The following is a 22,679-nucleotide window of genomic DNA, read 5'->3' on the forward strand; positions in this document are numbered from 1 at the left end:
TTGACTAACTTTCTGCCCGTTTTGGCCTGGAGCCCTGCATGTCTCTGTTTCACCTTGCTTCGCTGGCGGACGTCGACGCCGCTGAATGGGACGCGCTGCTGCCCGACGATCAGCCTTTTTTACGCCACGCCTTTCTGCTGGCGCTGGAGGAGAGCGGCAGCGTGCGCGCCGAAAGCGGCTGGCAGCCGGATCACCTGCTGTGGCGGGAAGCGGGCGCGCTGCGTGCCGCCATACCCGGCTACCGCAAGCGCAACTCATGGGGCGAATATGTCTTCGATCACGCCTGGGCAGACGCCTGCCAGCGCGCGGGCATCCGCTACTACCCGAAATGGCTGGGCGCCATTCCCTTTAGCCCGGTGACCGGCGCGCGTCTGCTGGGCGAGCCGCAGGCCGCCGCGCAGCTGCTGGCCGCGCTGCCGGAGACGCTGCATCGCCACGGGCTGAGCAGCGCGCATATCAATTTTACCGACGCGCCTGGCGACGCGCTGCTGCGTCAGCAGCCGGAGTGGCTGATGCGGCTCGGCTGCCAGTATCACTGGCACAATCGCGGCTACCGCGATTTTCAGGATTTTCTCGACACGCTGATGTCGCGCAAGCGCAAACAGCTGCGCAAAGAGCGCGAGCAGGTGGCGCAGAGCGGCTTTGAATTTAGCTGGTATCGCGGCGACGAGCTGCGCGAAGATCAGTGGGACTTCGTCTATACCTGCTACGCCAACACCTACGCGGTGCGCGGCCAGCGCCCCTATCTGACGCGTGATTTCTTCAGCCTGCTGGTGGCGCGGATGCCGGGCAGCATTCGCGTGGCGATTGCCCGTCTGCACCATCAGCCGGCGGCGATGGCGTTCTGTCTGGTGGATGGCGAGACGCTCTACGGCCGCTACTGGGGCTGCCTGGCGGAGTTCGACCGCCTGCATTTCGAAACCTGCTTCTATCAGGGCATGGACTACGCCATCGCCGCCGGCCTGAAGCGTTTCGACGCCGGCGCGCAGGGGGAGCATAAGCTGGTGCGCGGCTTTGAGCCGCAGCTCACTACCTCATGGCACTATCTGGCGCATCCCGGCCTGCGCGACGCGGTGGCGGATTTTCTGCAGCAAGAGCGGGAAGGCGTGCGCGCCTGGGCGGATGAAGCGCGCGACGCCCTGCCGTATCGACGCGGCGATTAATGGTCGCCGACGAAGCCGCTGGTCTGATGGCGCCACAGCCGTGCATAGAGGCCGTTGTGCGCCAGCAGCTCGCTGTGGTTGCCCATCTCGACGATATGTCCCTTATCCAGCACGATCAGCCGGTCCATTTTGGCGATGGTCGAGAGGCGGTGCGCGATGGCGATCACCGTTTTGCCCTCCATCAGCGTGCCCAGACTCTCCTGGATCGCCGCTTCCACCTCGGAGTCGAGCGCCGAGGTCGCCTCATCCATGATAAGGATCGGCGCATCCTTCAGCAGCACACGGGCGATGGCGATACGCTGGCGCTGGCCGCCTGAGAGCTTCACGCCGCGTTCGCCGACGTGGGCGTCGAGTCCGGTGCGCCCTTCGGCGTCGGAAAGGCGCGGAATAAACTCGTCGGCGCGCGCGCGGCGGATCGCCGTCTGCAGCTCGTCTTCCGTCGCGTCGGGACGACCATACAGCAGGTTCTCGCGAATCGAGCGGTGCAGCAGCGAGGTGTCCTGGGTAATCATGCCGATCTGGCCGCGCAGGCTCGCCTGCGTCACCTCGGCGATATTCTGATCGTCGATGGTGATGCGTCCGCCGTTAAGGTCATAGAGACGCAGCAGCAGATTCACCAGCGTCGACTTGCCCGCGCCGGAAGGGCCGATCAGGGCGATTTTCTCGCCGGGTTTGATGTTGAGGTTGAGACGGTTAATCACCTGGTGGCCGCCGCCGTAGTCGAAGCGGATATCCTCGTAGCGGATCTGGCCGCGCGTCACCTTCAGCGCTTTCGCCTGCGGCGCATCCTGCACGCTGAGCGGCTGGGCGATGGTATTGATGCCGTCCTGCACCGTGCCGATATTTTCGAAAATACCGTTCACCACCCACATGATCCAGCCGGACATATTGACCAGCCGCACCACCAGCCCGGTCGCCAGCGCGATGGCGCCGACGCTGATCAGCGACTGGCTCCACAGCCAGAGCGCCAGCCCGGAGGTCGAGACGATCAGCAAACCGTTAAGCGAAGAGAGCGTCACGTCCATGCTGGTGATCATGCGGCTCAGTCGCTGGTTCTTTTCGGTCTGCTCCTGCAGCGCGTCGCGCGCGTAGCGCTTTTCCAGATCGTGATGCGCAAACAGCTTTATCGTCGAAATATTGGTGTAGCCGTCGACGATGGTGCCCATCAGCTTCGATCGCGCCTGCGACGCCACCACGGAGCGCGCCTTGACGCGCGGCACAAAGAAGCGCAGCGAGGCGATATAGGCGACGATCCAGATCACCAGCGGGATCATCAGCCGCCAGTCCGCTTCGGCAAACAGCACCAGCGAGGTGATGGCGTAGATCAGCACGTGCCAGATGGCGTCCACCAGCTGCACCGCCGAGTCGCGCAGGGCATTGCCAGTCTGGGTAATGCGCTGGGCGATGCGGCCGGCGAAATCGTTGTGGAAGAAGTTCAGGCTCTGGCGCAGCACGTAATTATGCTGCTGCCACTGGATCATGCTGGTCATGCCGGGATTAATGCTCTGGTGCACCAGCATATCGTGCAGCGCGATAAAGATCGGCCGCAGGATCAGCGCCACAAAGGCCATCCACAGCAGGATCGGCCAGTGTTCCGCAAACAGCGTGGCGGGTGTCGCGCCGTTGACCAGGTCGATAATGCGGCTCAGATAGCTAAACAGCGCCACCTCAATCAGCGCTGAGCCCAGCCCGACCACCAGCAACGCCGCAAAGCTCGGCCACACCTGGCGCAGGTAGTAAAAATAGAAGGGTCCGATACGGCCAGGAGGCGAATCGGATGGAGCATCCTGGAAAATATTGATAAAACGTTCGAAACGGCGATACAACATAACGACTCTCTTTACGCCTGGGGAGAGTAAACAGCTTAGTGCAACTTAAAAGGGATTACCGATATGGAATTGACCATCCGCGGCCGTGAACCCAGCGATGCCGCTGGCTATCAGCGTCTTTACAGCCAGCCTGAGGTCTATCGCTGGACCACCCAGCTACCGTTTCCCAGCGTGGCGACATGGCAGAAAAAATTCGAACGGATGGACAGTGAAGGCTATATCGGTTTCGTTGCCGAACTTGACGGGCAGATGGTCGGCGAGCTGACGCTGTTTGTGGAAAACCGGCCGCGCACCCGGCACGGACTGAGCTTCGGCATCGGCGTTGATCCCGCTTTCAGCGGGCGCGGCATCGGCGAACGCCTAATCCGCGCCGGGCTTGATTACGCCTTTAACTGGTTGGGCGTGACGCGCGTCGAGCTGGAGGTGTTTCACGACAACCAACGCGCGCGGCGGCTCTATCAGCGCATCGGCTTTGAGCAGGAAGGGGTGCGCCGCAAAGCCTGCCTGCGCGACGGCGACTATCACGATATCGTTGTGATGGCGCTGCTGCGCGATGGCCCTTCACAGTAGCGACGCGATGCTTGCGACGGGAAAAAAGAATTTCAGTTTCCCGTCGTCGGTTTTGAGCGGGATAAAATTCATCGCTTCGCGATAAAAACCGGCGGCCTCTTCATCTTTGGCTTCCACCATGACGGCGTAAATGCCGACGGCATCCGCCGCGTGCCAGGCGACGCGCAGCGCATCCAGCACCAGCTGCGTGCCGAAGCCCTTGCCGGCAATGCGCTTATCGACCGCCAGACGGCTAAGAATGATACAGGCGGTTTCATGGTAGGGCGCAGCCTGTTTTTGAAAGGTGCGCGTCATGGCGCTTCTGGCGTAACTGCCGCCTGACAGTGTGTAATAACCCAGCACTTCTGCAACAGGATCGTCGGTGACCAGCAGATACGCCTTAAGGACGTTCTGCTGGTGCTGCGCGGCCAGATGTTTTTTCAGGAAGTCGTCTAACGCGGGCCGACCACAGCTAAAATTCGCGCTATTGAGAGGCAGCTGCGGCGAAAACCTGATGATTTTTAATGTTACCGCTTCCATTCCCAGGTTGAATCCTTTCTGCTGAGATCCGCTGCGCGACGGAGTCGTTCATTCGGTTCCGGCGGGTTTTCCAGCGCCTCCATGACCGCTCTATAGGAGGCTTCGGTCAGCTGGATGCGCTTGTGTTCATTGATAATCTGTTCCGCACGCTCTCGCGCCGAGTCGGCAATAAACTGCGACACGCTGACGCGGCTCAACTGCGCAGCCTGTTCGATCTCTTGCTTGTCATGCGGGCTTATCCGCAGTTCCATCCGTTCCGATTTAGCTGAAGCGCCCATGCTACTTTTCCCGTTCATCCGCATTGAGAACCGATAGCTACACAAGGTCAGCCGTTTGGGTTCATCTGATGTACGGTTTTTTACCGTACATTTAGCGATTGTAGAGTAGCTCCGCATCACTATCAACGCTCCAGTAACCAATATGCAGGCGTAGTGCGTAACCCTCTGTTTAAAACAACAAACCGGGAGAACGCGATGGACATTAACGACTTTCGCCGTTCAGCGCGACGAGAGCAATGGGCTTTGTTTCATTTTGCTGCCAGCCGCGCAAGCCGCTGCGTTTCATAGCGCAGCGCGCCATGATTTCCTGGAGCTGGCGCACATTCCCCATGCGCCAGCTGACGTTTCTGCCGCTTATGTGCGGTGCCGCAAGCTGTGTTGTGAAGGCTGCCAAAATCCGTGCCAGAGAGCACGCATGATTTCAACACTCGCCCAATGACCAACCCTTCGCCTGCTACCTATATTTCCTCAACAGCGAATTCAAAGCGGTATTCCTGATAATAATTCCAGGGGCAGGACGCTCCGCATCCTGAGGAATTCACCTGATGACCATAGCTCAATCTGCTGCACGACCAACCCGCGTGCGTATCTGGATCCTGTGTCTGATCTTGTTTCTTTCCGTGGTGGCCTACGCCGACCGTTCGATCCTGTCGATCTCCGGATCGGCGATCAAAGATGAGTTCGGTCTGTCGGCGATCCAGCTCGGCCTGATCCTCTCCGCCTTTAGCTGGGCCTATGTGATCGGCCAGATCCCCGGCGGTCTGCTGCTCGATCGCTTCGGCGCCAAAAAAATCTACGGCGTGACGCTGGCGCTCTGGTCGCTTTCCACCATTGCGATGGGCTTTGTCGGCGAATTCGCCGGCGGCATGACCGCCGCGCTGGTGCTGATGTTTACGCTGCGCTTCGCGCTGGGGCTGATAGAAGCGCCCGCCTTCCCGGCCAACGCGCGCGTGGTGATTATGTGGTTTCCCGGCGCCGAACGCGGCCGTGCCTCGGCGCTGTTTAGCACGGCGCAATACTTCGCCGTGGCTATCTTCTCGCCGCTCTCCGGCTGGCTGGTGTCACGCTTCGGCTGGGAGTGGCCCTTCTTCGTACTCGGTGGCATCGGCGTGCTGGCGGTGTTTGTCTGGGCGGCCTATATGCGCGAGCCGCGCAAACATCCCGGCGTTTCTCAAAGCGAGCTGAACTATATCGTCGAAGGCGGGGCGCTGGTGGATATCGATGCGCCCCATACTCTTAAGGCGCGGCCTGCGCTGAACAAAAAGATGTTTAAAACCCTGCTCTCCAGCCGCATGCTCTGGTGCGCCTACCTCGGTCAGTACTGCACCATCGCGCTGAGCTACTTCTTTATCACCTGGTTCCCTATTTACCTGGTGCAGGCGCGCGGCATGAATATTATGGACGCCGGCTTCGCCACCATCGCGCCCGCGCTGTTCGGCTTTCTTGGCGGCATCAGCGGCGGCTACATCTCCGATATGCTGATCAAACGCGGCTGGAGCCTCTCCTGGGCGCGCAAAACGCCCTTTATTGTCGGCATGCTGATGGCGGCGTCGCTGGTGATGGCGGCGGTGATCCCGAGCAACCTCGGCATTATCGCCATTATGTCTTTCGCCTTCTTCGGCAAGGGCGTGGCGGCGGGCGCCGGCACCTGGACGGTGATCAGCGACACCGCGCCGAAAGAGGCGGTTGGCCTTGCAGGCGGCATCTTTAACGGCATCAGTAATATCGCCGGTTTCGTCACGCCGCTGCTGTTCGGCGTGATTGTCGGGCTGACCGGCAGCTACAGCATCGGGCTGGGATTTGTCGGCGCGCACTGCGTGGTTGCCGCGCTGCTGTTCCTGTTCGTGATGGGGCCGATCGCTCGCGTCGGCGAAGCGCAGACGCCGGAAGCGGCGCGCGAGACGCAAAAAGCGGCGCACGGCATCAAGGCGCTTTAACTTCCCGCCGGTCGGCGCGCTGCGCCGACCACCGACCACTTGATTCTCACTGAAGAAAATTTGCTCACTTGCCGATACTTCTCTACCAGGGGCGATCCTAAGGAGAGATATCGTGATCAAGCAAATCACCGTCGACGAGCTGCGGCCAGGGATGTTTATCCATAAGCTCGATGTCTGGTGGATCAAAGATAAACGCATCCGTAATCAGATGCTGGTGACCGATCCGCGCCAGATCGCGATGCTGCGTAACGAAGGGATCCAGCAGCTGTGGATCGATCTGAATAAATCGGTGCAGGCGCCCGTCGCGCCGTCGCCGGCGCGCAAGCCCATTGCCCGCACGCCGTTTTTCCAGGAGCTGGACCAGGCGCAGAAAATTTTTCAGCAGGGCAAAACCCAAGTGATGGCGATGTTTAACGAGGCGCGTCTCGGTCATAGCCTTAACCTGGCGGGCACGCTCGATCTGGTGGATGAGATCGCCGGCTCTATCCGGCGCGAACCGACCGCGCTGCTGAGCGTGGCGCGGCTGAAAAATCATGATGATTACACCTGGCTGCACTCGATGGCGGTCTGCGGGCTGATGATCACGCTGGGGCAGCGGATGGGGCTGGACAGCAGGCAGGTGCGGCGCGTCGGCATGGGCGGCCTGCTGCATGACGTCGGCAAGGCGGCGGTGCCGCTGGAGATCCTCAACAAGCCCGGCAAGCTCAGCGACGAGGAGTTTGAGGTGATGCGTCAGCATCCGGTGATCGGCGCGCAGATGCTGATGGAGGCGGACGCCGACGCCGATCTGCTCGATATTGCGCTGCATCACCATGAAAAATATGACGGCAGCGGCTATCCGCACCGGCTGAAAGGCGAGGAGATCTCGCTCTACTCGCGCATGGCCGCGGTGTGCGACGTCTACGACGCGCTGACCTCGACGCGCGTCTACCGCAAAGGCTGGTCGCCCGCCGACGCGATGCACAATATGCTGAGCTGGCGCGGCCACTTCGACAATCAGGTGCTGCATACCTTTGTGCGCGCCATCGGCATCTATCCGGTGGGATCGCTGGTGCGGCTGGCGTCGGGACGCGTGGCGCTGGTGGTCAAGGCGGGCGAGCGCTCGCTGCTGAAACCGGTGGTGCACGCCTTCTGGTCGCTGCACGCCCAGCGCGAAGTGAAGCCGGAGCGTATCGATCTCGGCGACAGCTTCTGCACCGACAGCATTATCGGCGCGGAAGAGAGTCAGCTCTGGCAGAACGCCGATCTCAACCGCGTCTGGGCGCTGGCGAGCTAGAAATCGACGCTGGCGCGCAGCACGATTTCGCGCGGCTCGCCCACGGCAACGCGCAGGTTATTGCCGCTTGACGGATAGTAGGTCTTATCAAACAGGTTGTTGACGTTGACCTGCCACTTCAGGCGGTAGCCGTTGAGCGGCGTCTGCCAGGCAACAAAGGCGTCCGCCACCGTGTAGTCATCGAGGTAAAAGCTGTTGGCCGCATCGCCGGGACGACGGCCGACGTAGCGTGCGCCGACGCCGGCGCGCAGGTCGTCTGCCGCCAGCAGGCCGGTGGCGCCGAAGTCGTTGGTGAGGAACAGCGCGGCGGTATGGCGCGCGGTGTTGGCCATGGCGTTGCCGTTGTTCTCAGGATCGGCGGTGACGCGCGCGTCGGTCCAGGCGTAGCTGCCCACCAGGCTGAGCGACTCGGTCAGCTTGCCCGCCAGATCCAGCTCGACCCCCTGCGAACGCACCTTGCCGGCGGTGCGCGTCACGGTTTCGCCCTCTACCAGCTCATCCACCATCACGTTGCGCTTCTGGATATCAAACAGCGCCAGCGTGCCGGTTACGCCGTTGGGCAGATCGATCTTGCCGCCCACTTCCCAGGCTTTACCCAGCTCCGGCGGCAGCGCGCCGATCTCGGTGGCGATAGAGGAGTTGGGCTTAAAAGATTCGGTGTAGCTGGCGTAGAGGCTCGACCAGCTGTTGAGGTTGTACACCACGCCCGCGCGCGGCACCAGTCGGCTGTCAGAACTGCGGGTGCGGGCGACAAACGGGCGGCCTTTGCCCGCCATCACGTCAAAGCTGTCGTAGCGCAGGCCGCCCAGCAGCAGCCAGTTCGGCGTCAGGCGGATCGCATCCTGTAAAAACAGGCCGCGGCTATCGATATTCTCGCGCTGATCGCTGTCGGCGGCGCTCACCGTCGAGGTAGACGCCATCTCGTCATACACCGGATGCCAGATGTTGAAGCGGCTGTTCTTCGTGCCGCGCAGCATATCGCCGCGGAAGGTGCGGTCGGCTTCGTAGTCAAATCCCGCCAGCAGCTGATGGTTGACGCGTCCCCAGTCGACATCGCCATTCAGCGTCAGCTGCACCAGCTGCGAACGGCTCTGCGCATCGCCGGTGGCGTCCGCCTGGCGCGTCAGCACGCCGGTATCGGCGTTAAAGGCGGTGGCGCGCGCCTGATGGTCGCTGTAGGTGTTGCGCGTAAAGCTGTAGTTGAGATGCGCCGTCCAGCTGTCGTTCAGGACCCGATCGGCGGCCAGCGTCAGGGTATCCTGGTCGCCACGCGTGGCGTTGAAGCGCTCGTCGAAGCGCTCTTCGCGCGGCGTATTCACCGGCTTGCCGGTTTTCGGGTTGATCACCGTGCCGCGATCGAAAGGCACCAGATACTCCATATGTTCCCAGGCGACGCGCAGCGTGGTGCTCTCGCCGAACCACGTCAGCGACGGCGCAATCACCGTCTGGCGCGTGCGGCCGAAGTTGCGCCAGTAGTCGGTCTCGTCGTGATCGACGATCAGTCGCCCGGCAAAGCCGCTGGTGCCGAGCGGGCCGGTGACGTCGAGCTGCCCGCCGCCGCCGCCAAAACTGCTGTTGCGCCCCTCCAGATGCACCTGCGGCGTCAGCAGCGGCTTCTTGCTGATAATGTTGACCAGCCCGCCAGGCTCGTTCATGCCGTAGAGCATGGAGGAGGGGCCTTTGAGCACCTCGACGCGTTCGCTGGTGGGAGTAAAGTTGCGCGCCTGAATCGAGCGCACGCCGTCGCGCAGGATCGAGCCGTCGCGGTTATCGCCAAAGCCGCGCTTGATCAGCGCGTCCTGGGTGCCGCCCAGCGTATTGGCCTGGGTGATGCCGCTGACGAACTTTACCGCGTCGTCGAGATTCTGCGCGTCGCTGTCCTGCAGCACCTGCTGCGGCACGACGGTAATGTTCTGCGGCGTGTCGATAATCTTTGCCGGCGCGCGCGTGGCGGTCACACTGCTGTGCGGCTGGTAGCCGCTTTCCTGCGGCTCCGCCTCCTGTGTTACCAGTAGCGTCGATTCCTGCGCCTGCAGGCCGCCGGAGAGCAGCGCGCTGCCCAGCAGAAGAGAAGAGAGGGGTTTCATTGCGGTAACTGGCTCCAGAAGGTCCCTGATAAATTCAGCGGCAGAAAGCGCTGATAAAGTTGTTCCAGCGTGCGTTGCGGATCGAGGTCGGCGAACAGCTGCGGATAGAGCGCTTTTGCGAAGAGCTCTACCGCGACCACGTGCCACGGGCTGAGATAAAAGTTGTGCCACAGGCCGTACGCGCGGTGGTTTTTCACCGCCTCAAGCTGGCTGAGAACCGGCTGCGCGGCGAGCAGCCTTTGCAGGCTGACGGCCGCCCGATCGGCGTCGATTTCCGGGCCGAGCTGCAGCGTGCTGTCGTCGTCCGCGTCCGCCATGCCGGTCGCGATATAGACCTGCGGCGGCTGGGCGAGCGCCTGTTCAGGATTGATCTCGCCGAACACCCCTTTTACCGCGCCGGCGGCGATATTGTCGCCGCCGGCAAAGGCGAGCAGCTGGCCGAGATTGCCGTTAACCGCCGTGGTGCAGCAGGTGTCGCGGCGGCCCAGATGCAGATGCAGCATCACGCGGGTTTTCGCGCCGTGATAGCGCGCCAGCCGATCGCGCACCTGATCCATATGCTGCTGATAGAAGTCGATAAACGCCTGCGCGCGCTGCGGCTGGTCGAATACCTCGCCCAAAATTTTCAGGCTCGGCACCGTGTTGTTAAGCAGGTCGACGCGCAGGTCGACATAGATCACCGGAATATTGACCTGCTGCATCAGCTGGCGGAAATGCGCCTCCTGCGCGCCGCTTTTCGCCAGGCGCGGCAGAATAATCAGATCGGGTTTCAGCGTCAGCAGCTGCTCGGGATTGAGATCGCGCAGCGCGCCGGCGCCGAGCTGCGGCACCGCGTTGATCGCCGGGAACGCGGCGGTAAACTCTCGCCAGCTTTGCGCGTCGTACTTCGCCATATCCCCCGGCCAGCCCGCGATGCGCGCCGCCGGATTGCCGGGCACGATCAGCGCCAGGGTGTAGAGCATGCGGCTTTCGCCCAGAATAATGCGCTGCGGATGGTCAGGAATAATCACCTTCTGGCCGGTGATATCGACGACCGATTTTGCGACGGCAGCGGTGCTGCACAGCAGCAGCAGCAGAGAAAAAAGAAAACGCATCAGCACTATTTCGTAAGGAAATCGAAATGATAATGAATATCAGTCGTCTTCGCAATGTTCCAGGACGCGTGGCGGTGCCTTGCCGGGTTATATAACTAAAAAAGGCGGTTACCAGCTGCCATCCGCCTGTTTTATCGCCATTTTTATAACTTTTTTACGCCCGCTACAGGCAATTTAACCGCTTCTTTATACCGAAGCGCGCAGGCTAACGCGAAACCCTGATCCCTCTGGAGGTCTTTGTGAGCGTGGGCGTAATGGCCGGCATCGTGCTGGTGTTTTTGTTACTGGGCTACCTGATCTATGCCCTGCTGAATGCGGAGGCGTTTTAATGGCCGCCAATGCGTTTTTACTGATCGCCGCGTTTTTCGTGGCGTTAATGGCGCTGGCGCAGCCGCTGGGACGCGGGCTGGCGGTGCTGATCGCCGACAGGCCGTTGCTGGCCAGCGTCGAGCGCCCGCTCTGGCGGCTGCTCGGCGCCGACGCGCCCGCCATGCGCTGGCCGCACTATCTGCTGGCGATCCTGCTGTTTAACCTGCTCGGCCTGCTGCTGCTGCTGGCGATCCTGCTGCTGCAGGATCGGCTGCCGCTTAATCCGCAGCAGCTGCCCGCGCTGAGCTGGCATCTGGCGCTGAATACCGCGGTGAGTTTCGTCACCAACACCAACTGGCAGTCCTACGGCGGCGAAAGCACCCTGAGCTATTTCAGCCAGATGGTCGGCCTGACGGTGCAGAACTTCGTGTCCGCCGCGACCGGCATCGCGGTGGCGTTCGCGCTGATCCGCGGTTTCGCCAGCCGCAACAGCGACGCGCTCGGCAACGCCTGGCGCGATCTTACGCGCATCACGCTCTATCTGCTGCTGCCGATCAGCCTGCTGATGGCGCTGCTGTTCGTCAGCCAGGGCAGCATCCAGAATTTCCTGCCCTACCATGAGGTCACCACGCTGGAAGGGGCGAAGCAGACGCTGGCGATGGGGCCGGTGGCGTCGCAGGAGGCGATCAAGATGCTGGGCACCAACGGCGGCGGCTTCTTTAACGCCAACTCGGCCCATCCGTTCGAGAACCCCAACGCGCTGACTAACTTCGTGCAGATGCTGGCGATCTTTCTTATCCCGGCGGCGCTCTGCTTCGCCTTTGGCTACGCGGTGCGCGATCGCCGTCAGGGCCATATGCTGCTCTGGGCGATGTCGCTGATGTTCGTGGTGGCGGTCGTGGCGGTGATGTGGGCAGAAACGCGCGGCAATCCGCATCTGCTGGCGCTCGGCGCCGACAGCGCGCTGAACATGGAGGGCAAAGAGACGCGCTTCGGCATTCTTAACTCCAGTCTGTTTGCGGTGATCACTACCGCCGCGTCGTGCGGCGCGGTAAACGCGATGCACGACTCCTTTACCGCGCTGGGCGGCATGGTGCCGATGTGGCTGATGCAGCTGGGGGAAGTGGTGTTCGGCGGCGTCGGCGCCGGCCTGTACGGCATGCTGCTGTTCGTGGTGCTGGCGGTGTTTATCGCCGGGCTGATGATCGGCCGCACGCCGGAATATCTCGGTAAAAAGGTCGACGTGCGCGACATGAAGATGACCGCGCTGGCGATCCTGGTGACGCCGACGCTGGTACTGCTCGGCACCGCGCTGGCGATGATGACCGATGCGGGGCGCGCCGGCATGGCGAATCCGGGCATTCACGGCTTTAGCGAAGTGCTCTATGCGGTGTCGTCCGCCGCCAACAACAACGGCAGCGCCTTTGCGGGCCTGAGCGCCAACACGCCGTTCTGGAACCTGCTGCTGGCGTTCTGCATGCTGGTCGGTCGCTTCGGCATCATTATTCCGGTCATCGCGCTGGCGGGCAGCATGGCGGTGAAAAAGGCGCAGCCGGTGGGCAACGGCACGCTGCCGACCCACGGCCCGCTGTTTATCGCGCTGCTGATCGGCGCGGTACTGCTGGTGGGCGCGCTGACCTTTATTCCCGCTCTGGCGCTGGGTCCAGTCGCCGAGCATCTGCAACTTCTTCAGGGTACGCACTCATGAGTCGTCAACAACAGGCGCTGAACGGCGCGCTGATGCGCGTCGCGCTGCTCGACGCGCTGAAAAAAGTGGATCCGCGCGTGCAGTTCCGCAATCCGGTGATGTTCGTGGTCTGGCTCGGCAGTTTGCTCACCACGCTGCTGGCGCTGGGCATGGCGGGCGGCTGGCTCGACGGCAACGCCCGCTTTACCGGCGCCATCGCCCTCTGGCTCTGGTTCACCGTGCTGTTCGCCAACTTCGCCGAGGCACTGGCGGAAGGGCGCAGCAAGGCGCAGGCAAGCAGCCTGAAAGGCGTCAAAAAAACCAGCTTCGCCAAAAAGCTGGCGGAGCCGCGCCACAACGCGCAGTGGCAGCAGGTGTCGGCCGACAGCCTGCGCAAAGGGGAGATCGTGCTGGTGGAGGCGGGCGACATTATCCCGTGCGATGGCGAAGTGCTGGAGGGCGGCGCCTCGGTGGATGAGAGCGCCATCACCGGCGAATCCGCGCCGGTGATCCGCGAGTCGGGCGGCGACTTCGCCTCGGTGACCGGCGGCACGCGCATCCTCTCCGACTGGCTGGTGATCCAGTGCAGCGTCAATCCGGGCGAAACCTTTCTCGACCGCATGATCGCCATGGTGGAAGGGGCGAAGCGGCGCAAAACCCCGAACGAGATCGCGCTGACCATTCTGCTGGTGTCGCTGACCATCGTGTTTCTGCTGGCCACCGTCACCCTGTGGCCCTTCTCGGCGTGGGGCGGGGCGCCGGTGAGCGTCACGGTGCTGGTGGCGTTGCTGGTCTGTTTGATCCCGACCACCATCGGCGGCCTGCTCTCCGCCATCGGCGTGGCGGGCATGAGCCGCATGCTGGGCGCCAACGTTATCGCCACCAGCGGCCGCGCGGTCGAGGCGGCGGGCGACGTCGACGTGCTGATGCTGGACAAGACCGGCACCATTACGCTCGGCAACCGTCAGGCGACGCAGTTTCTGCCTGCGCCGGGGGTCAGCGAAGAGCAGCTGGCCGACGCGGCGCAGCTCGCCTCGCTGGCGGATGAAACCCCCGAAGGACGCAGCATCGTGATGCTGGCGAAACAGCGCTTCAACCTGCGCGAGCGCGATCTGACCACCATGGGCGCGAGCTTTATTCCCTTCTCGGCGCAGACGCGCATGAGCGGCGTCAACGTGCAGAACCGGCTGATCCGCAAAGGGGCGGTAGACGCGGTGAAGCGCCATATCGAGGCCAATAGCGGCCGCTTCCCGACAGAGGTCAACGCGCTGGTGGAAGAGGTGGCGCGCGCCGGCGGCACGCCGCTGGTGGTGTCGGAAGGGGCGAAGGTGCTGGGCGTGGTGGCGCTGAAGGATATCGTTAAGGGCGGCATCAAAGAGCGCTTCGCCGAGCTGCGCAAGATGGGCATTAAAACTGTGATGATCACCGGCGACAACCCGCTGACCGCGGCGGCGATCGCGGCGGAAGCGGGCGTCGATGACTTTCTCTCAGAGGCGACGCCGGAAGCGAAGCTGGCGCTGATCCGCCAGTATCAGGCGGAAGGGCGGCTGGTGGCGATGACCGGCGACGGCACCAACGACGCGCCGGCGCTGGCGCAGGCGGACGTGGCGGTGGCGATGAACTCCGGCACCCAGGCGGCGAAAGAGGCGGGCAACATGGTGGATCTCGACTCCAACCCCACCAAGCTGCTGGAAGTGGTGCATATCGGCAAGCAGATGCTGATGACGCGCGGCTCGCTCACTACCTTCAGCATCGCCAACGACGTCGCCAAATATTTCGCCATTATTCCGGCGGCCTTCGCGGCGACCTATCCGCAGCTCAACCTGCTGAACGTGATGCATCTGCATTCGCCGTCGTCGGCGATTCTTTCTGCGGTGATTTTCAACGCGCTGGTGATCGTCTTCCTGATCCCGCTGGCGCTGAAGGGCGTCAGCTATCGGCCGCTGAGCGCTGCGGCGCTGCTGCGCCGCAACCTGTTGATTTATGGGCTGGGCGGGCTGCTGGTGCCCTTTATCGGCATTAAAGCCATCGACCTGCTGCTGGTGCTGCTGGGTCTGGCATAAGGAGAAAAAAATGAGTCAGTTACGTCCGGCAATGTTAGTTTTACTGCTGCTCACGCTGGTCACCGGCGTGGGGTATCCTTTGCTGACCACCGGCCTGGCGCAGTGGCTGTTTCCGGCGCAGGCCAACGGCTCGCTGATCGAAGCGCGCGGTTCGGCGCTGATTGGCCAGAACTTTAGCCGACCCGGCTATTTCTGGGGTCGGCCGTCGGCGACCGGCGACGCGCCCTATAATGCGCTGGCGTCGAGCGGCAGTAATCTGGCGGCGAGCAATCCGGCGCTGGACAAGGCGGTGGCGGAACGCGTTGCCGCGCTGCGCGCCGCCAATCCGCTCTCGCCGCAGGCGGTGCCGGTGGATCTGGTGACCGCCTCGGCCAGCGGCCTTGATCCAGCGATTTCCCCCGCTGCCGCGCACTGGCAGGCGCCGCGCGTTGCCACCGCGCGTCAGCTGCCGCTGAAAACGGTCGAGGATCTGATCGACGCCCATACCGAGCGGCCGCTGCTCGCCTTTAGCGGCGATCCCACCGTCAACGTGCTGCGGCTTAACCTGGCGCTGGACGCGCTGACTCAACCCTGAAGGACGTGATGAACGACGAACGCCAACGCCCCGATCCCGACGCGCTGCTGCTACAACAGGCCGACAGCCATCGCGGCAAGCTGAAAATCTACTTCGGCGCCTGCGCGGGCGTCGGCAAAACCTGGGCCATGCTGCAGGAGGCGCAGCGGCTGCGCGCGCAGGGGCTCGACGTGCTGATCGGCGTGGTCGAAACCCACGGCCGCGAAGAGACCGCCAGCCTGCTGCGCGGACTGGCGGTGCTGCCGCGGCGCGCCACCGGACGTTCGCGCCACGCCGAATTCGATCTCGACGCGGCGCTGGCGCGCCATCCGGCGCTGATCCTGATGGATGAGCTGGCGCACACCAACGTGCAGGGTTCGCGCCACCCCAAACGCTGGCAGGATATCGACGAGCTGCTGGACGCGGGCATCGACGTCATCACCACCGTCAACGTGCAGCATCTGGAAAGCCTTAACGACGTGGTGGGCGGCGTCACCGGCATCCGCGTGCGCGAAACCGTGCCCGATCCCTTTTTCGACAGCGCCGATGAGGTGGTGCTGGTGGATCTGCCGCCGGACGATCTGCGCCAGCGTCTGAAAGAGGGCAAGGTCTACGTCGGCGATCGCGCCGAGCGCGCTATCGAAAACTTCTTCCGCAAGGGCAATCTGTTCGCGCTGCGCGAGCTGGCGCTGCGCCGCACCGCTGACCGCGTCGACGATCAGATGCGCGCCTGGCGCGACCAGCAGGGCCGCGATCGCGTCTGGCACACGCGCGACGCCATTCTGCTCTGCATCGGCGATGACACCGGCAGCGAAAAGCTGGTGCGCACCGCCGCGCGACTGGCGGCGCGGCTCGGCAGCGAATGGCACGCGGTCTACGTCGAAACGCCGCGCCTTAACCGGCTGTCGGAGGCGCGGCGGCGCGCCGTGCTGAAAACCCTGCAGCTGGCGCAGGAGCTGGGCGCGGAGACCGCCACGCTCTCCGATCCCGACGAGGCGCAGGCGGTGCTGCGCTACGCGCGCGAACATAACCTCGGCAAGATCGTCACCGGTCGTCGGCCGCTGCGGCGCTGGCATCGGGACAGCTTCGCCACGCGCCTCGGCAAGCTGGGGCCGGATCTCGATCTGCTGGTGGTGGCGCTGGACGAGCCGGCCGGCGACGCGCTGCCGTTAGCCGACGCGCGCGCCGGCGGCGACCGCTGGCGCCTGCCGCTGCGCGGCGTGCTGATGGCGCTGCTGCTCTGCATCCTGGTCACCGCCGCCGGACGCTGGCTGCTGGCCGGGTTCGACACCGCCAACGGCGTGATGATCTATCTGCTGGCGGTGGTGATTATCGCGCTGCGCTACGGGCGCTGGCCGTCGGTGATCGCCACGGTGATGAATATCCTCGCCTTCGACCTCTTTTTCGTCGCCCCCACCGGCACGGTGGCGGTCTCTGATTTGCAGTATCTGGTAACCTTCGCGGTGATGCTGGCGGTAGGCGTGATCGTCGGCAACCTGACCGCCGGCGTGCGCTATCAGGCGCGCGTGGCGCGCTACCGCGAGCAGCGCGCGCGCCACCTCTACGAGATGGCGAAGTCGCTGGGCAGCGCGCTGACGCCCGAGGATATCGCCGCTACCGCCCAGCGCGTGATCGAGGTGACCCTGCAGGCGCGCAGCCTGCTGCTACTGCCGGACGAGCAGGGCGAGCTGGTGGCGACGGGCGCGGCGACGCCGGGCAGCGAGCCGGATCGCGCCATTGCCAAATGGAGCTACAGCAAGGGACAGCCCGCCGGCGCGGGCACCGATACGCTGCCCGCCGTGCCTTACCAGATGCTGCCGCTCAAGAGCGGCGCGCACTGTCGCGGGCTGCTGGTGGTCGAGCCGCAAAACCTGCGCCAGCTGATGATCCCGGAGCAGCAGCGGCTGGTGGAGACCTTTACCGTGCTGATCGCCAACGCGCTGGAGCGGATGGCGCTGTCACAGAGCGAAGCGGCGTCGCGGCTGGCGGCGGAGCGCGAGCAGCTGCGCAACGCGCTGCTCTCTGCGCTGTCGCACGATCTGCGCACGCCGCTCACCGTGCTGTTCGGCCAGGCGGAGATGCTGATGCTCGACCTGGCCAGCGATGAGTCGAAGTATGTCACTCAGGCGAACCAGATCCGCGAGCAGACGCTGAGCACCATCCGCCTGGTGAGCAATATGCTCGATATGGCGCGCATTCAGTCGGGCGGGCTGAACCTGCGCGAAGAGTGGCTGGCGCTGGACGAGGTGATCGGCGGCGCGCTCAGCAGCATGGCGCCGTCGCTGAAAGGGCACGGCGTGACGCTCGACCTGCCGTCAGATCTGATGCTGATTAAAGGCGACAGCGCGCTGCTGGAGCGGGTGCTGACCAACCTGATTGAGAACAGCCTGAAGTATGCCGGCAACAGCGCGCAGCGCGGCATTCGCGCCTGGCGCGAGCGCGATCGGCTGGAGATGGCGGTCTGGGACAACGGGCCGGGCATTGCCGACAAAGACCTGACGCGTATTTTCGACAAGTTCGCGCGCGGCGATAAAGAGTCGTCGGTGCCGGGCGTCGGGCTGGGGCTGGCGATCTGCAAAACCATCGTCGAGAGCCACGGCGGGCGCATCTGGGCGGAGAACCGTATTGAAGGCGGCGTGGCGTTCCGCCTGTCGCTGCCGCTGCCGCCCGCGCCTGAAATTTCTGAAGAGGCGCTGAAATAACTTCACAGAGGATCGGTTATACTGCCTCACCTGTCTGATTACCTGTGGGAAATTATGGAACGTTTTACCGAAAACCTGATGTATGCGTCGCGCTGGTTGCTGGCTCCGGTTTACATTGGACTTTCGCTGGGTTTGCTGGCGCTGACGATTAAGTTCTTTGAAGAAATTTTTCACCTGCTGCCCAATATACTCAGCATTGCGGAAAACGATCTGATCCTGCTGCTGCTGTCGCTGGTGGACATGACGCTGGTGGGCGGCCTGCTGGTGATGGTGATGCTCTCCGGCTATGAGAACTTCGTCTCTAAGCTCGATATCGACGAACATAAAGAGAAGCTGAGCTGGCTCGGCAAGATGGATTCCAGCTCGCTGAAAAATAAAGTCGCGGCGTCGATCGTCGCTATCTCCTCTATCCATCTGCTGCGCGTGTTTATGGAAGCACGCAACGTGCCCAACGACAAGCTGATGTGGTACGTGATCATCCATCTGACCTTTGTGCTGTCGGCTTTTGTGATGGGCCTGCTGGACAATATGTCGAAAAGCGAGAAGAAGTCCGCCTAGCGCGGAAACGCCCCGGCTGGCCGCGTGCCGGTTAGCTGCGGCATCACCTCCCGTATCATTTCAAAAAACTTCTGCAGGCGCGCCGGGTAGTAGCTCGCCCAGGGATAGGTCAGCCACACCGGCAGCGGCGGCGCCTGCCACTGCGGCGTCAGCTGCACCAGCTCGCCGCGCGCTAAATCCTCCTGCACCACCCACGACGACATGATCGCCGCGCCCATGCCCATCAGCGCCGCTTTGCGCACCGCGTAGAGGCTGTCGCTGCTCAGGCGCGGCGCAATCGCCATATTGACCGGCTGGCCGTCGTCAAGGCGCTGTAACGCGATTTCGTTACGGTAAAAGCTGGTCAGCGCCAGCCACGGCAGATCCGCCAGTTGCTCGACGGCATCGACCGGCGCGTGCCGCGCCAGCAGCGCCGGCGAGGCCACCACGATGCGCGGCACTTCCGCCAGCAGAATCGCCACGATAGCGGGATCGCTCAACGCGCCGACCTGAATCGCGCAGTCGACGTTCTCGGCGATAAAGTCGGGCGTGCGATCGTTAAGCATCCACTCTACGTTAAGGCGCGGGTAGCGCATCAGGTACTCCACCAGCGGCGCGACCAGCTGATCCTGACCAAAGGCGTGCGGCGCGCGCACCCGCAGCGTGCCGACTGGCTCGTCATTGGCGTGGGTCAGCTCATCCTCCAGCGCGTGCCAGGTCGCCAGCAGCTGGCGCGCCTGGGCGTAGCAGCGCTCGCCGTCGTCGGTGAGCTTCAGCGCGTGGGTGGTGCGCATGATCAGCTTTAGCCCAAGACGCTGCTCCAGCGCCTGCAGCCGACGGCTGATGGTGGGCTGGGTGGTGTTGAGCTGCTGCGCCGCCGCCGACAGGCTGCCGCTCTCAACGATGCGGATAAAGGTCTGCATCAGTTCAATACGATCGGGACTGGAGAGGTTGCTCATACGTACCACGCATAACGGTTTTGCTTTTTCTCAGTCTACAACGTATGGCGACGATGCGCTTTACTAAGCGCCGGATACTTCTGGAGAACGACAACATGTCAGCAATTAACAGCGTTGCGGCCCGCCCGGCCGAGACTTTACCCGGCCCGCTGGTGTTTACCCTCGCCGCAGGCGCAGGGCTGAGCGTCGCCTCGATTTACTACAGCCAGCCGATGCTGGATATCATCGGCAAACAGTTCAACGTCGGCGTCGGCGCGGTCGGCATGGTGCCGATGCTGACGCAGATGGGCTATGCGCTGGGCATTCTGCTGCTGGCGCCGCTGGGCGACCGGCACGATCGCCGCGCCATCATTCTGATTAAAGGGCTGCTGCTGGTGGCGGCACTGCTGCTGTGCGGCTTTTCCGGCGGCCTGAACGCGCTGCTGATCGCCAGCTTCGCCACCGGCCTGACGGCGACGGTGGCGCAGGATATCGTGCCGGCTTCCGCCGCGCTGGCCCCTGAACGCAGCCGCGGCAAAACGGTCGGTACGGTGATGACCGGCCTGCTGGTGGGCATTCTGCTGTCGCGCGTGGTGAGCGGCGTGGTGGCGGAGTATTTCGGCTGGCGCGCCATGTACTGGCTGGCGGCGGCGCTGGTGCTGTTGATTAGCCTGGCGCTGTGGCGCGTGCTGCCGCGCTTTACGCCCGGCACGTCGGTGAGCTATCCGCGCCTGCTGCTGTCGCTGGCACATCTCTGGCGCCATCATCAGACGCTGCGCCGCGCGGCGCTGGCGCAGGGGCTGCTGTCGGTGGGCTTTAGCGCCTTCTGGTCGACGCTGGCGCTGATGCTCAGCGATCGCTTTCATCTCGACAGCGCGGTAGCGGGCGCCTTCGGCCTGGCGGGCGCGGCGGGCGCTATGGCCGCGCCGCTGGCGGGCAGCGTCGCCGACCGCATCGGTCCGGCGCGCGTCACTATCGTCGGCGCCGGGCTGGTCACCGTCTCCTTCGCGCTGATGTTTCTGCTGCCCGCGCTGCCGCTGCCGGCCCAGCTGGCGCTGATCGTGCTCAGCACCATCGGCTTCGATCTCGGCGTGCAGGCCACGCTGGTGGCGCATCAGACGCTGGTCTACAGCCTGGCGCCGGAGGCGCGCAGCCGACTCAACGCGCTGCTGTTCACCGTGGTGTTTATCGGCATGGCGACCGGCGCCGCGCTGGGCAGCCTGGCGCTGGCGCGCTGGGGCTGGAACGGCGTCGTAACGCTCGCCACGCTGGCCGGCGCCGCCAGCTTCGCGCTTCGCCTGGCGAGTCGTCACCTGAAGAACTGATCCCGCTTTCGTGCGCTTGTGCCAGGATTAAAAGATATTTTTCAGGGAAAACGAAGCGTTATGAACTTTCTTGCCTGGATGGCGGCCACCGGCTGCCTCCTGTTATTAATGTCGCTGGCCTCGGGATGGATCCATCGCGGGCCAGTGACGTCGTTTGGGCTTTATCTGTTAGCCGGGATCCTGTGCGGGCCCTGGGTGTTCGATGTGGTGCAGATCGACATTTTGAAACATTCGGAAGCCGCTGCGCATATCACGGAAATCACCATGGCGGCCTCGCTGTTTATCACCGGGCTGAAGCTGCGTCTGCCGCTGCGCGCCCACAGCTGGCGCGTTGGCATGCGGCTCGCCTTTCCGGCGATGCTGCTGACGGTCGGCGGCATGACGCTGATGGCGCACTGGCTGGTGGGCTTCGACTGGCCACTGGCGCTGGCGTTCGGCGCCATCGTCGCGCCGACCGACCCGGTGCTGGCAAGTCTGATTTCGGTCAACGACGCGCGCGACGACGACGCGCTGCGCGTGGCGCTCTCCAGCGAGGCGGGCATGAACGACGGATCGGCGCTGCCGCTGTTGATTCTGGCGCTGCTGCTGTTCAACGGCGAAAGCCTCAGCTGGAGTAGCTTTGGTCACTGGACGGCGGTGGAGGTGATCTGGGGCATCGGCGCCGGCCTGGGGCTGGGCTTCGGGTTTGGCCGCCTGGTCGGCCTGATGGCGACGCGGCTGCGCAGCGCGCACGGCGATGTGGCGCCCAACGATTTTCTCGCGCTGGCGCTGATTGCGCTGAGCTATGCGGCGGCCGAGGCGATCGGCGCTTCGGGCTTCCTGGCCACCTTCGCCGCCGGCGTCGGGCTGCGCCGCGCCGAGCTGCGCGTGTTTAAAGCCTATCCGCCGGAAGAGCTGAGCGAAGAGCAGCGGGTATTGCCCGCCGAAGCGCTGGTTAATCCCAACAATCGCCTGGAGCACGCGGGCGAGAGTGGCGGCATGATAAAATCGGTCGGGCTGGTGGTCAGTGACGCGCTCTCTTTTGGTGATACCATTGAGCGTTTGCTGGCGGCGGCGATGATGGTGGTGCTGGGCGTGACGCTGGCGCACCACTGGAACCTCAACGGCATTCTGCTGGGGCTGGCGCTGTTTATCGTGGTGCGCCCGCTGGCGGTGTGGCTGACCACGCTGCGCTGCGGCATTCCCGCGGTAAGACGCCTGCTTATCGGCTGGCTGGGCATTCGCGGCATCGGCAGTATTAACTATATCGCCTTTGCCTGGGTGCACGGCATGGCGGGGCAACAGGCCGAGACCATGGTTGATATGGCGCTGACGCTGGTGGTGTGCAGCATCGTCATTCATGGTGTGACGGTGACGCCGCTGCTGAACTGGCGCTCGGCGCGCCTCTCCGCCCGGCAGAATGACGAATAGACTAAAACAGGAGCAGATATGAAAAAGCCGTTACTGATTGTACTGGGGCTGCTGGCCTCATCCGCCGCGCTGGCGGCTGACGACGACACCAATATTCCGCAGGAAAACGTCTACGCCAGCAAGCTATGCCATATCGTCAGCGGGGAAACCCAGGTGGGCACGGCCGACTCCTACGTGCAGAAAATGAAAAGCTATACGGCGATGAGCAAATCCTCCAGCGCCATGAATCAGCCGGAGTTTGATGAAGATATTGCCAACGAGGTGGCCAACGCCTGGCTGCAGCTGGGCGAGGAAGAGCGCGGCAAACTGCGCGCCGACGAGCCGCAGTGCGAGCAGACGGTGATGACGCAGTTTCAGCAGGAAGATTAAGCGTTGCGGTACCCAGCATAAACGCGCCATCCG

At 63.4% G+C, this 22,679-nt stretch carries 20 protein-coding genes; 13 read left to right on the forward strand and 7 right to left on the reverse strand.

Annotated elements, in window-relative coordinates:
- Nucleotides 1-38: 38 nt before the first annotated feature.
- Nucleotides 39-1,163 (forward strand): GNAT family N-acetyltransferase, encoded by a 1,125-nt coding sequence (locus tag MC269_RS00670; protein WP_239953383.1) that lies wholly within the window; start codon nt 39-41, stop codon nt 1,161-1,163.
- Here the strand turns inward: MC269_RS00670 and MC269_RS00675 are convergent.
- Nucleotides 1,160-2,992, reverse strand: coding sequence for an ABC transporter ATP-binding protein (locus MC269_RS00675; protein WP_239953384.1), 1,833 nt, complete (start codon nt 2,990-2,992; stop codon nt 1,160-1,162). The genes MC269_RS00670 and MC269_RS00675 overlap by 4 nt on opposite strands.
- A 63-nt stretch (nt 2,993-3,055) precedes the next feature.
- On the opposite strand from MC269_RS00675, the gene MC269_RS00680 reads away from it, so the two are divergent.
- Nucleotides 3,056-3,562 carry a GNAT family N-acetyltransferase gene (locus MC269_RS00680; RefSeq protein ID WP_239953385.1) on the forward strand — a complete coding sequence of 169 codons (507 nt, stop codon included), beginning with the start codon at nt 3,056-3,058 and terminating at the stop codon, nt 3,560-3,562.
- Here the strand turns inward: MC269_RS00680 and MC269_RS00685 are convergent.
- The 3 genes from MC269_RS00685 to MC269_RS00695 all read right to left on the reverse strand — a co-directional run bounded on the left by MC269_RS00685 (nt 3,554) and on the right by MC269_RS00695 (nt 4,753).
- Nucleotides 3,554-4,081 carry a GNAT family N-acetyltransferase gene (locus MC269_RS00685; RefSeq protein WP_239953386.1) on the reverse strand — a complete coding sequence of 176 codons (528 nt, stop codon included), beginning with the start codon at nt 4,079-4,081 and terminating at the stop codon, nt 3,554-3,556. The genes MC269_RS00680 and MC269_RS00685 overlap by 9 nt on opposite strands.
- Complete coding sequence (locus MC269_RS00690; protein ID WP_239953387.1) at nt 4,069-4,359, reverse strand: DUF1778 domain-containing protein; 291 nt, start codon at nt 4,357-4,359, stop codon at nt 4,069-4,071. Before MC269_RS00690 ends, MC269_RS00685 begins: the two co-directional genes overlap by 13 nt.
- 202 nt (nt 4,360-4,561) lie before the next feature.
- Nucleotides 4,562-4,753, reverse strand: a complete 192-nt coding sequence (locus tag MC269_RS00695; protein WP_239953388.1) for a hypothetical protein — start codon at nt 4,751-4,753, stop codon at nt 4,562-4,564.
- Nucleotides 4,754-4,904: 151 nt separating this feature from the next.
- Here MC269_RS00695 and MC269_RS00700 point away from each other — a divergent pair, with 151 nt between their 5' ends.
- Both MC269_RS00700 and MC269_RS00705 read left to right on the forward strand, forming a co-directional pair.
- Entirely contained in the window at nt 4,905-6,296 is a 1,392-nt protein-coding gene (locus MC269_RS00700; RefSeq protein ID WP_239953389.1) for an MFS transporter, read from the forward strand.
- 112 nt (nt 6,297-6,408) lie between these two features.
- Nucleotides 6,409-7,572, forward strand: a complete 1,164-nt coding sequence (locus MC269_RS00705) for an HD-GYP domain-containing protein (RefSeq protein ID WP_239953390.1) — start codon at nt 6,409-6,411, stop codon at nt 7,570-7,572.
- On the opposite strand, the gene MC269_RS00710 is transcribed toward MC269_RS00705, so the two are convergent.
- Together MC269_RS00710 and MC269_RS00715 are read right to left on the reverse strand one after the other, a co-directional pair.
- A complete protein-coding gene (locus tag MC269_RS00710; protein ID WP_239953391.1) occupies nt 7,569-9,659 on the reverse strand; it encodes a TonB-dependent siderophore receptor in 2,091 nt (696 codons plus the stop codon). The two genes, MC269_RS00705 and MC269_RS00710, sit on opposite strands and share 4 nt — an antisense overlap.
- Entirely contained in the window at nt 9,656-10,753 is a 1,098-nt protein-coding gene (locus MC269_RS00715; protein ID WP_239953392.1) for an ABC transporter substrate-binding protein, read from the reverse strand. The genes MC269_RS00710 and MC269_RS00715 overlap by 4 nt, the downstream gene beginning before the upstream one ends.
- 239 nt (nt 10,754-10,992) lie before the next feature.
- On the opposite strand from MC269_RS00715, the gene kdpF reads away from it, so the two are divergent.
- Genes kdpF through MC269_RS00745 form a run of 6 tightly spaced genes read left to right on the forward strand, consistent with a single transcriptional unit; the run spans nt 10,993 to nt 18,625 of the window.
- A complete protein-coding gene (kdpF, locus tag MC269_RS00720; protein WP_081136686.1) occupies nt 10,993-11,082 on the forward strand; it encodes a K(+)-transporting ATPase subunit F in 90 nt (29 codons plus the stop codon).
- On the forward strand, nt 11,082-12,770 hold the full coding sequence (gene kdpA / locus MC269_RS00725; RefSeq protein ID WP_239953393.1) for a potassium-transporting ATPase subunit KdpA: 1,689 nt from the start codon (nt 11,082-11,084) through the stop codon (nt 12,768-12,770). Before kdpF ends, kdpA begins: the two co-directional genes overlap by 1 nt.
- Nucleotides 12,767-14,812: a potassium-transporting ATPase subunit KdpB gene (gene kdpB, locus MC269_RS00730; protein WP_239953394.1), complete on the forward strand. Its 2,046-nt coding sequence runs from the start codon at nt 12,767-12,769 to the stop codon at nt 14,810-14,812. Before kdpA ends, kdpB begins: the two co-directional genes overlap by 4 nt.
- Nucleotides 14,813-14,822: 10 nt before the next feature.
- On the forward strand, nt 14,823-15,386 hold the full coding sequence (gene kdpC, locus MC269_RS00735; protein WP_239953395.1) for a potassium-transporting ATPase subunit KdpC: 564 nt from the start codon (nt 14,823-14,825) through the stop codon (nt 15,384-15,386).
- An 8-nt stretch (nt 15,387-15,394) separates the two neighbouring features.
- Nucleotides 15,395-18,067 (forward strand): two-component system sensor histidine kinase KdpD, encoded by a 2,673-nt coding sequence (gene kdpD / locus MC269_RS00740; protein WP_239953396.1) that lies wholly within the window; start codon nt 15,395-15,397, stop codon nt 18,065-18,067.
- Between the two features lie 54 nt (nt 18,068-18,121).
- A complete protein-coding gene (locus tag MC269_RS00745) occupies nt 18,122-18,625 on the forward strand; it encodes a TIGR00645 family protein (protein WP_081136677.1) in 504 nt (167 codons plus the stop codon).
- On the opposite strand, the gene MC269_RS00750 is transcribed toward MC269_RS00745, so the two are convergent.
- Nucleotides 18,622-19,563, reverse strand: coding sequence for a LysR family transcriptional regulator (locus tag MC269_RS00750; RefSeq protein ID WP_239953397.1), 942 nt, complete (start codon nt 19,561-19,563; stop codon nt 18,622-18,624). The two genes, MC269_RS00745 and MC269_RS00750, sit on opposite strands and share 4 nt — an antisense overlap.
- Nucleotides 19,564-19,658: 95 nt before the next feature.
- On the opposite strand from MC269_RS00750, the gene MC269_RS00755 reads away from it, so the two are divergent.
- From MC269_RS00755 to MC269_RS00765, 3 genes are read left to right on the forward strand one after another with little or no spacing between them, the layout of a single operon-like run.
- Nucleotides 19,659-20,867, forward strand: a complete 1,209-nt coding sequence (locus MC269_RS00755; protein ID WP_239953398.1) for an MFS transporter — start codon at nt 19,659-19,661, stop codon at nt 20,865-20,867.
- Between the two features lie 60 nt (nt 20,868-20,927).
- Nucleotides 20,928-22,277, forward strand: coding sequence for a sodium:proton antiporter (locus MC269_RS00760; protein WP_239953399.1), 1,350 nt, complete (start codon nt 20,928-20,930; stop codon nt 22,275-22,277).
- Nucleotides 22,278-22,295: 18 nt separating this feature from the next.
- The gene (locus tag MC269_RS00765) at nt 22,296-22,646 is read left to right on the forward strand and encodes a hypothetical protein (RefSeq protein WP_239953400.1); all 351 of its coding nucleotides are present in this window, start codon (nt 22,296-22,298) and stop codon (nt 22,644-22,646) included.
- Nucleotides 22,647-22,679 lie beyond the last annotated feature (33 nt).

The organism is Pantoea sp. Z09 (assembly GCF_022394795.1).
Lineage (GTDB): Bacteria > Pseudomonadota > Gammaproteobacteria > Enterobacterales > Enterobacteriaceae > Pantoea > Pantoea latae.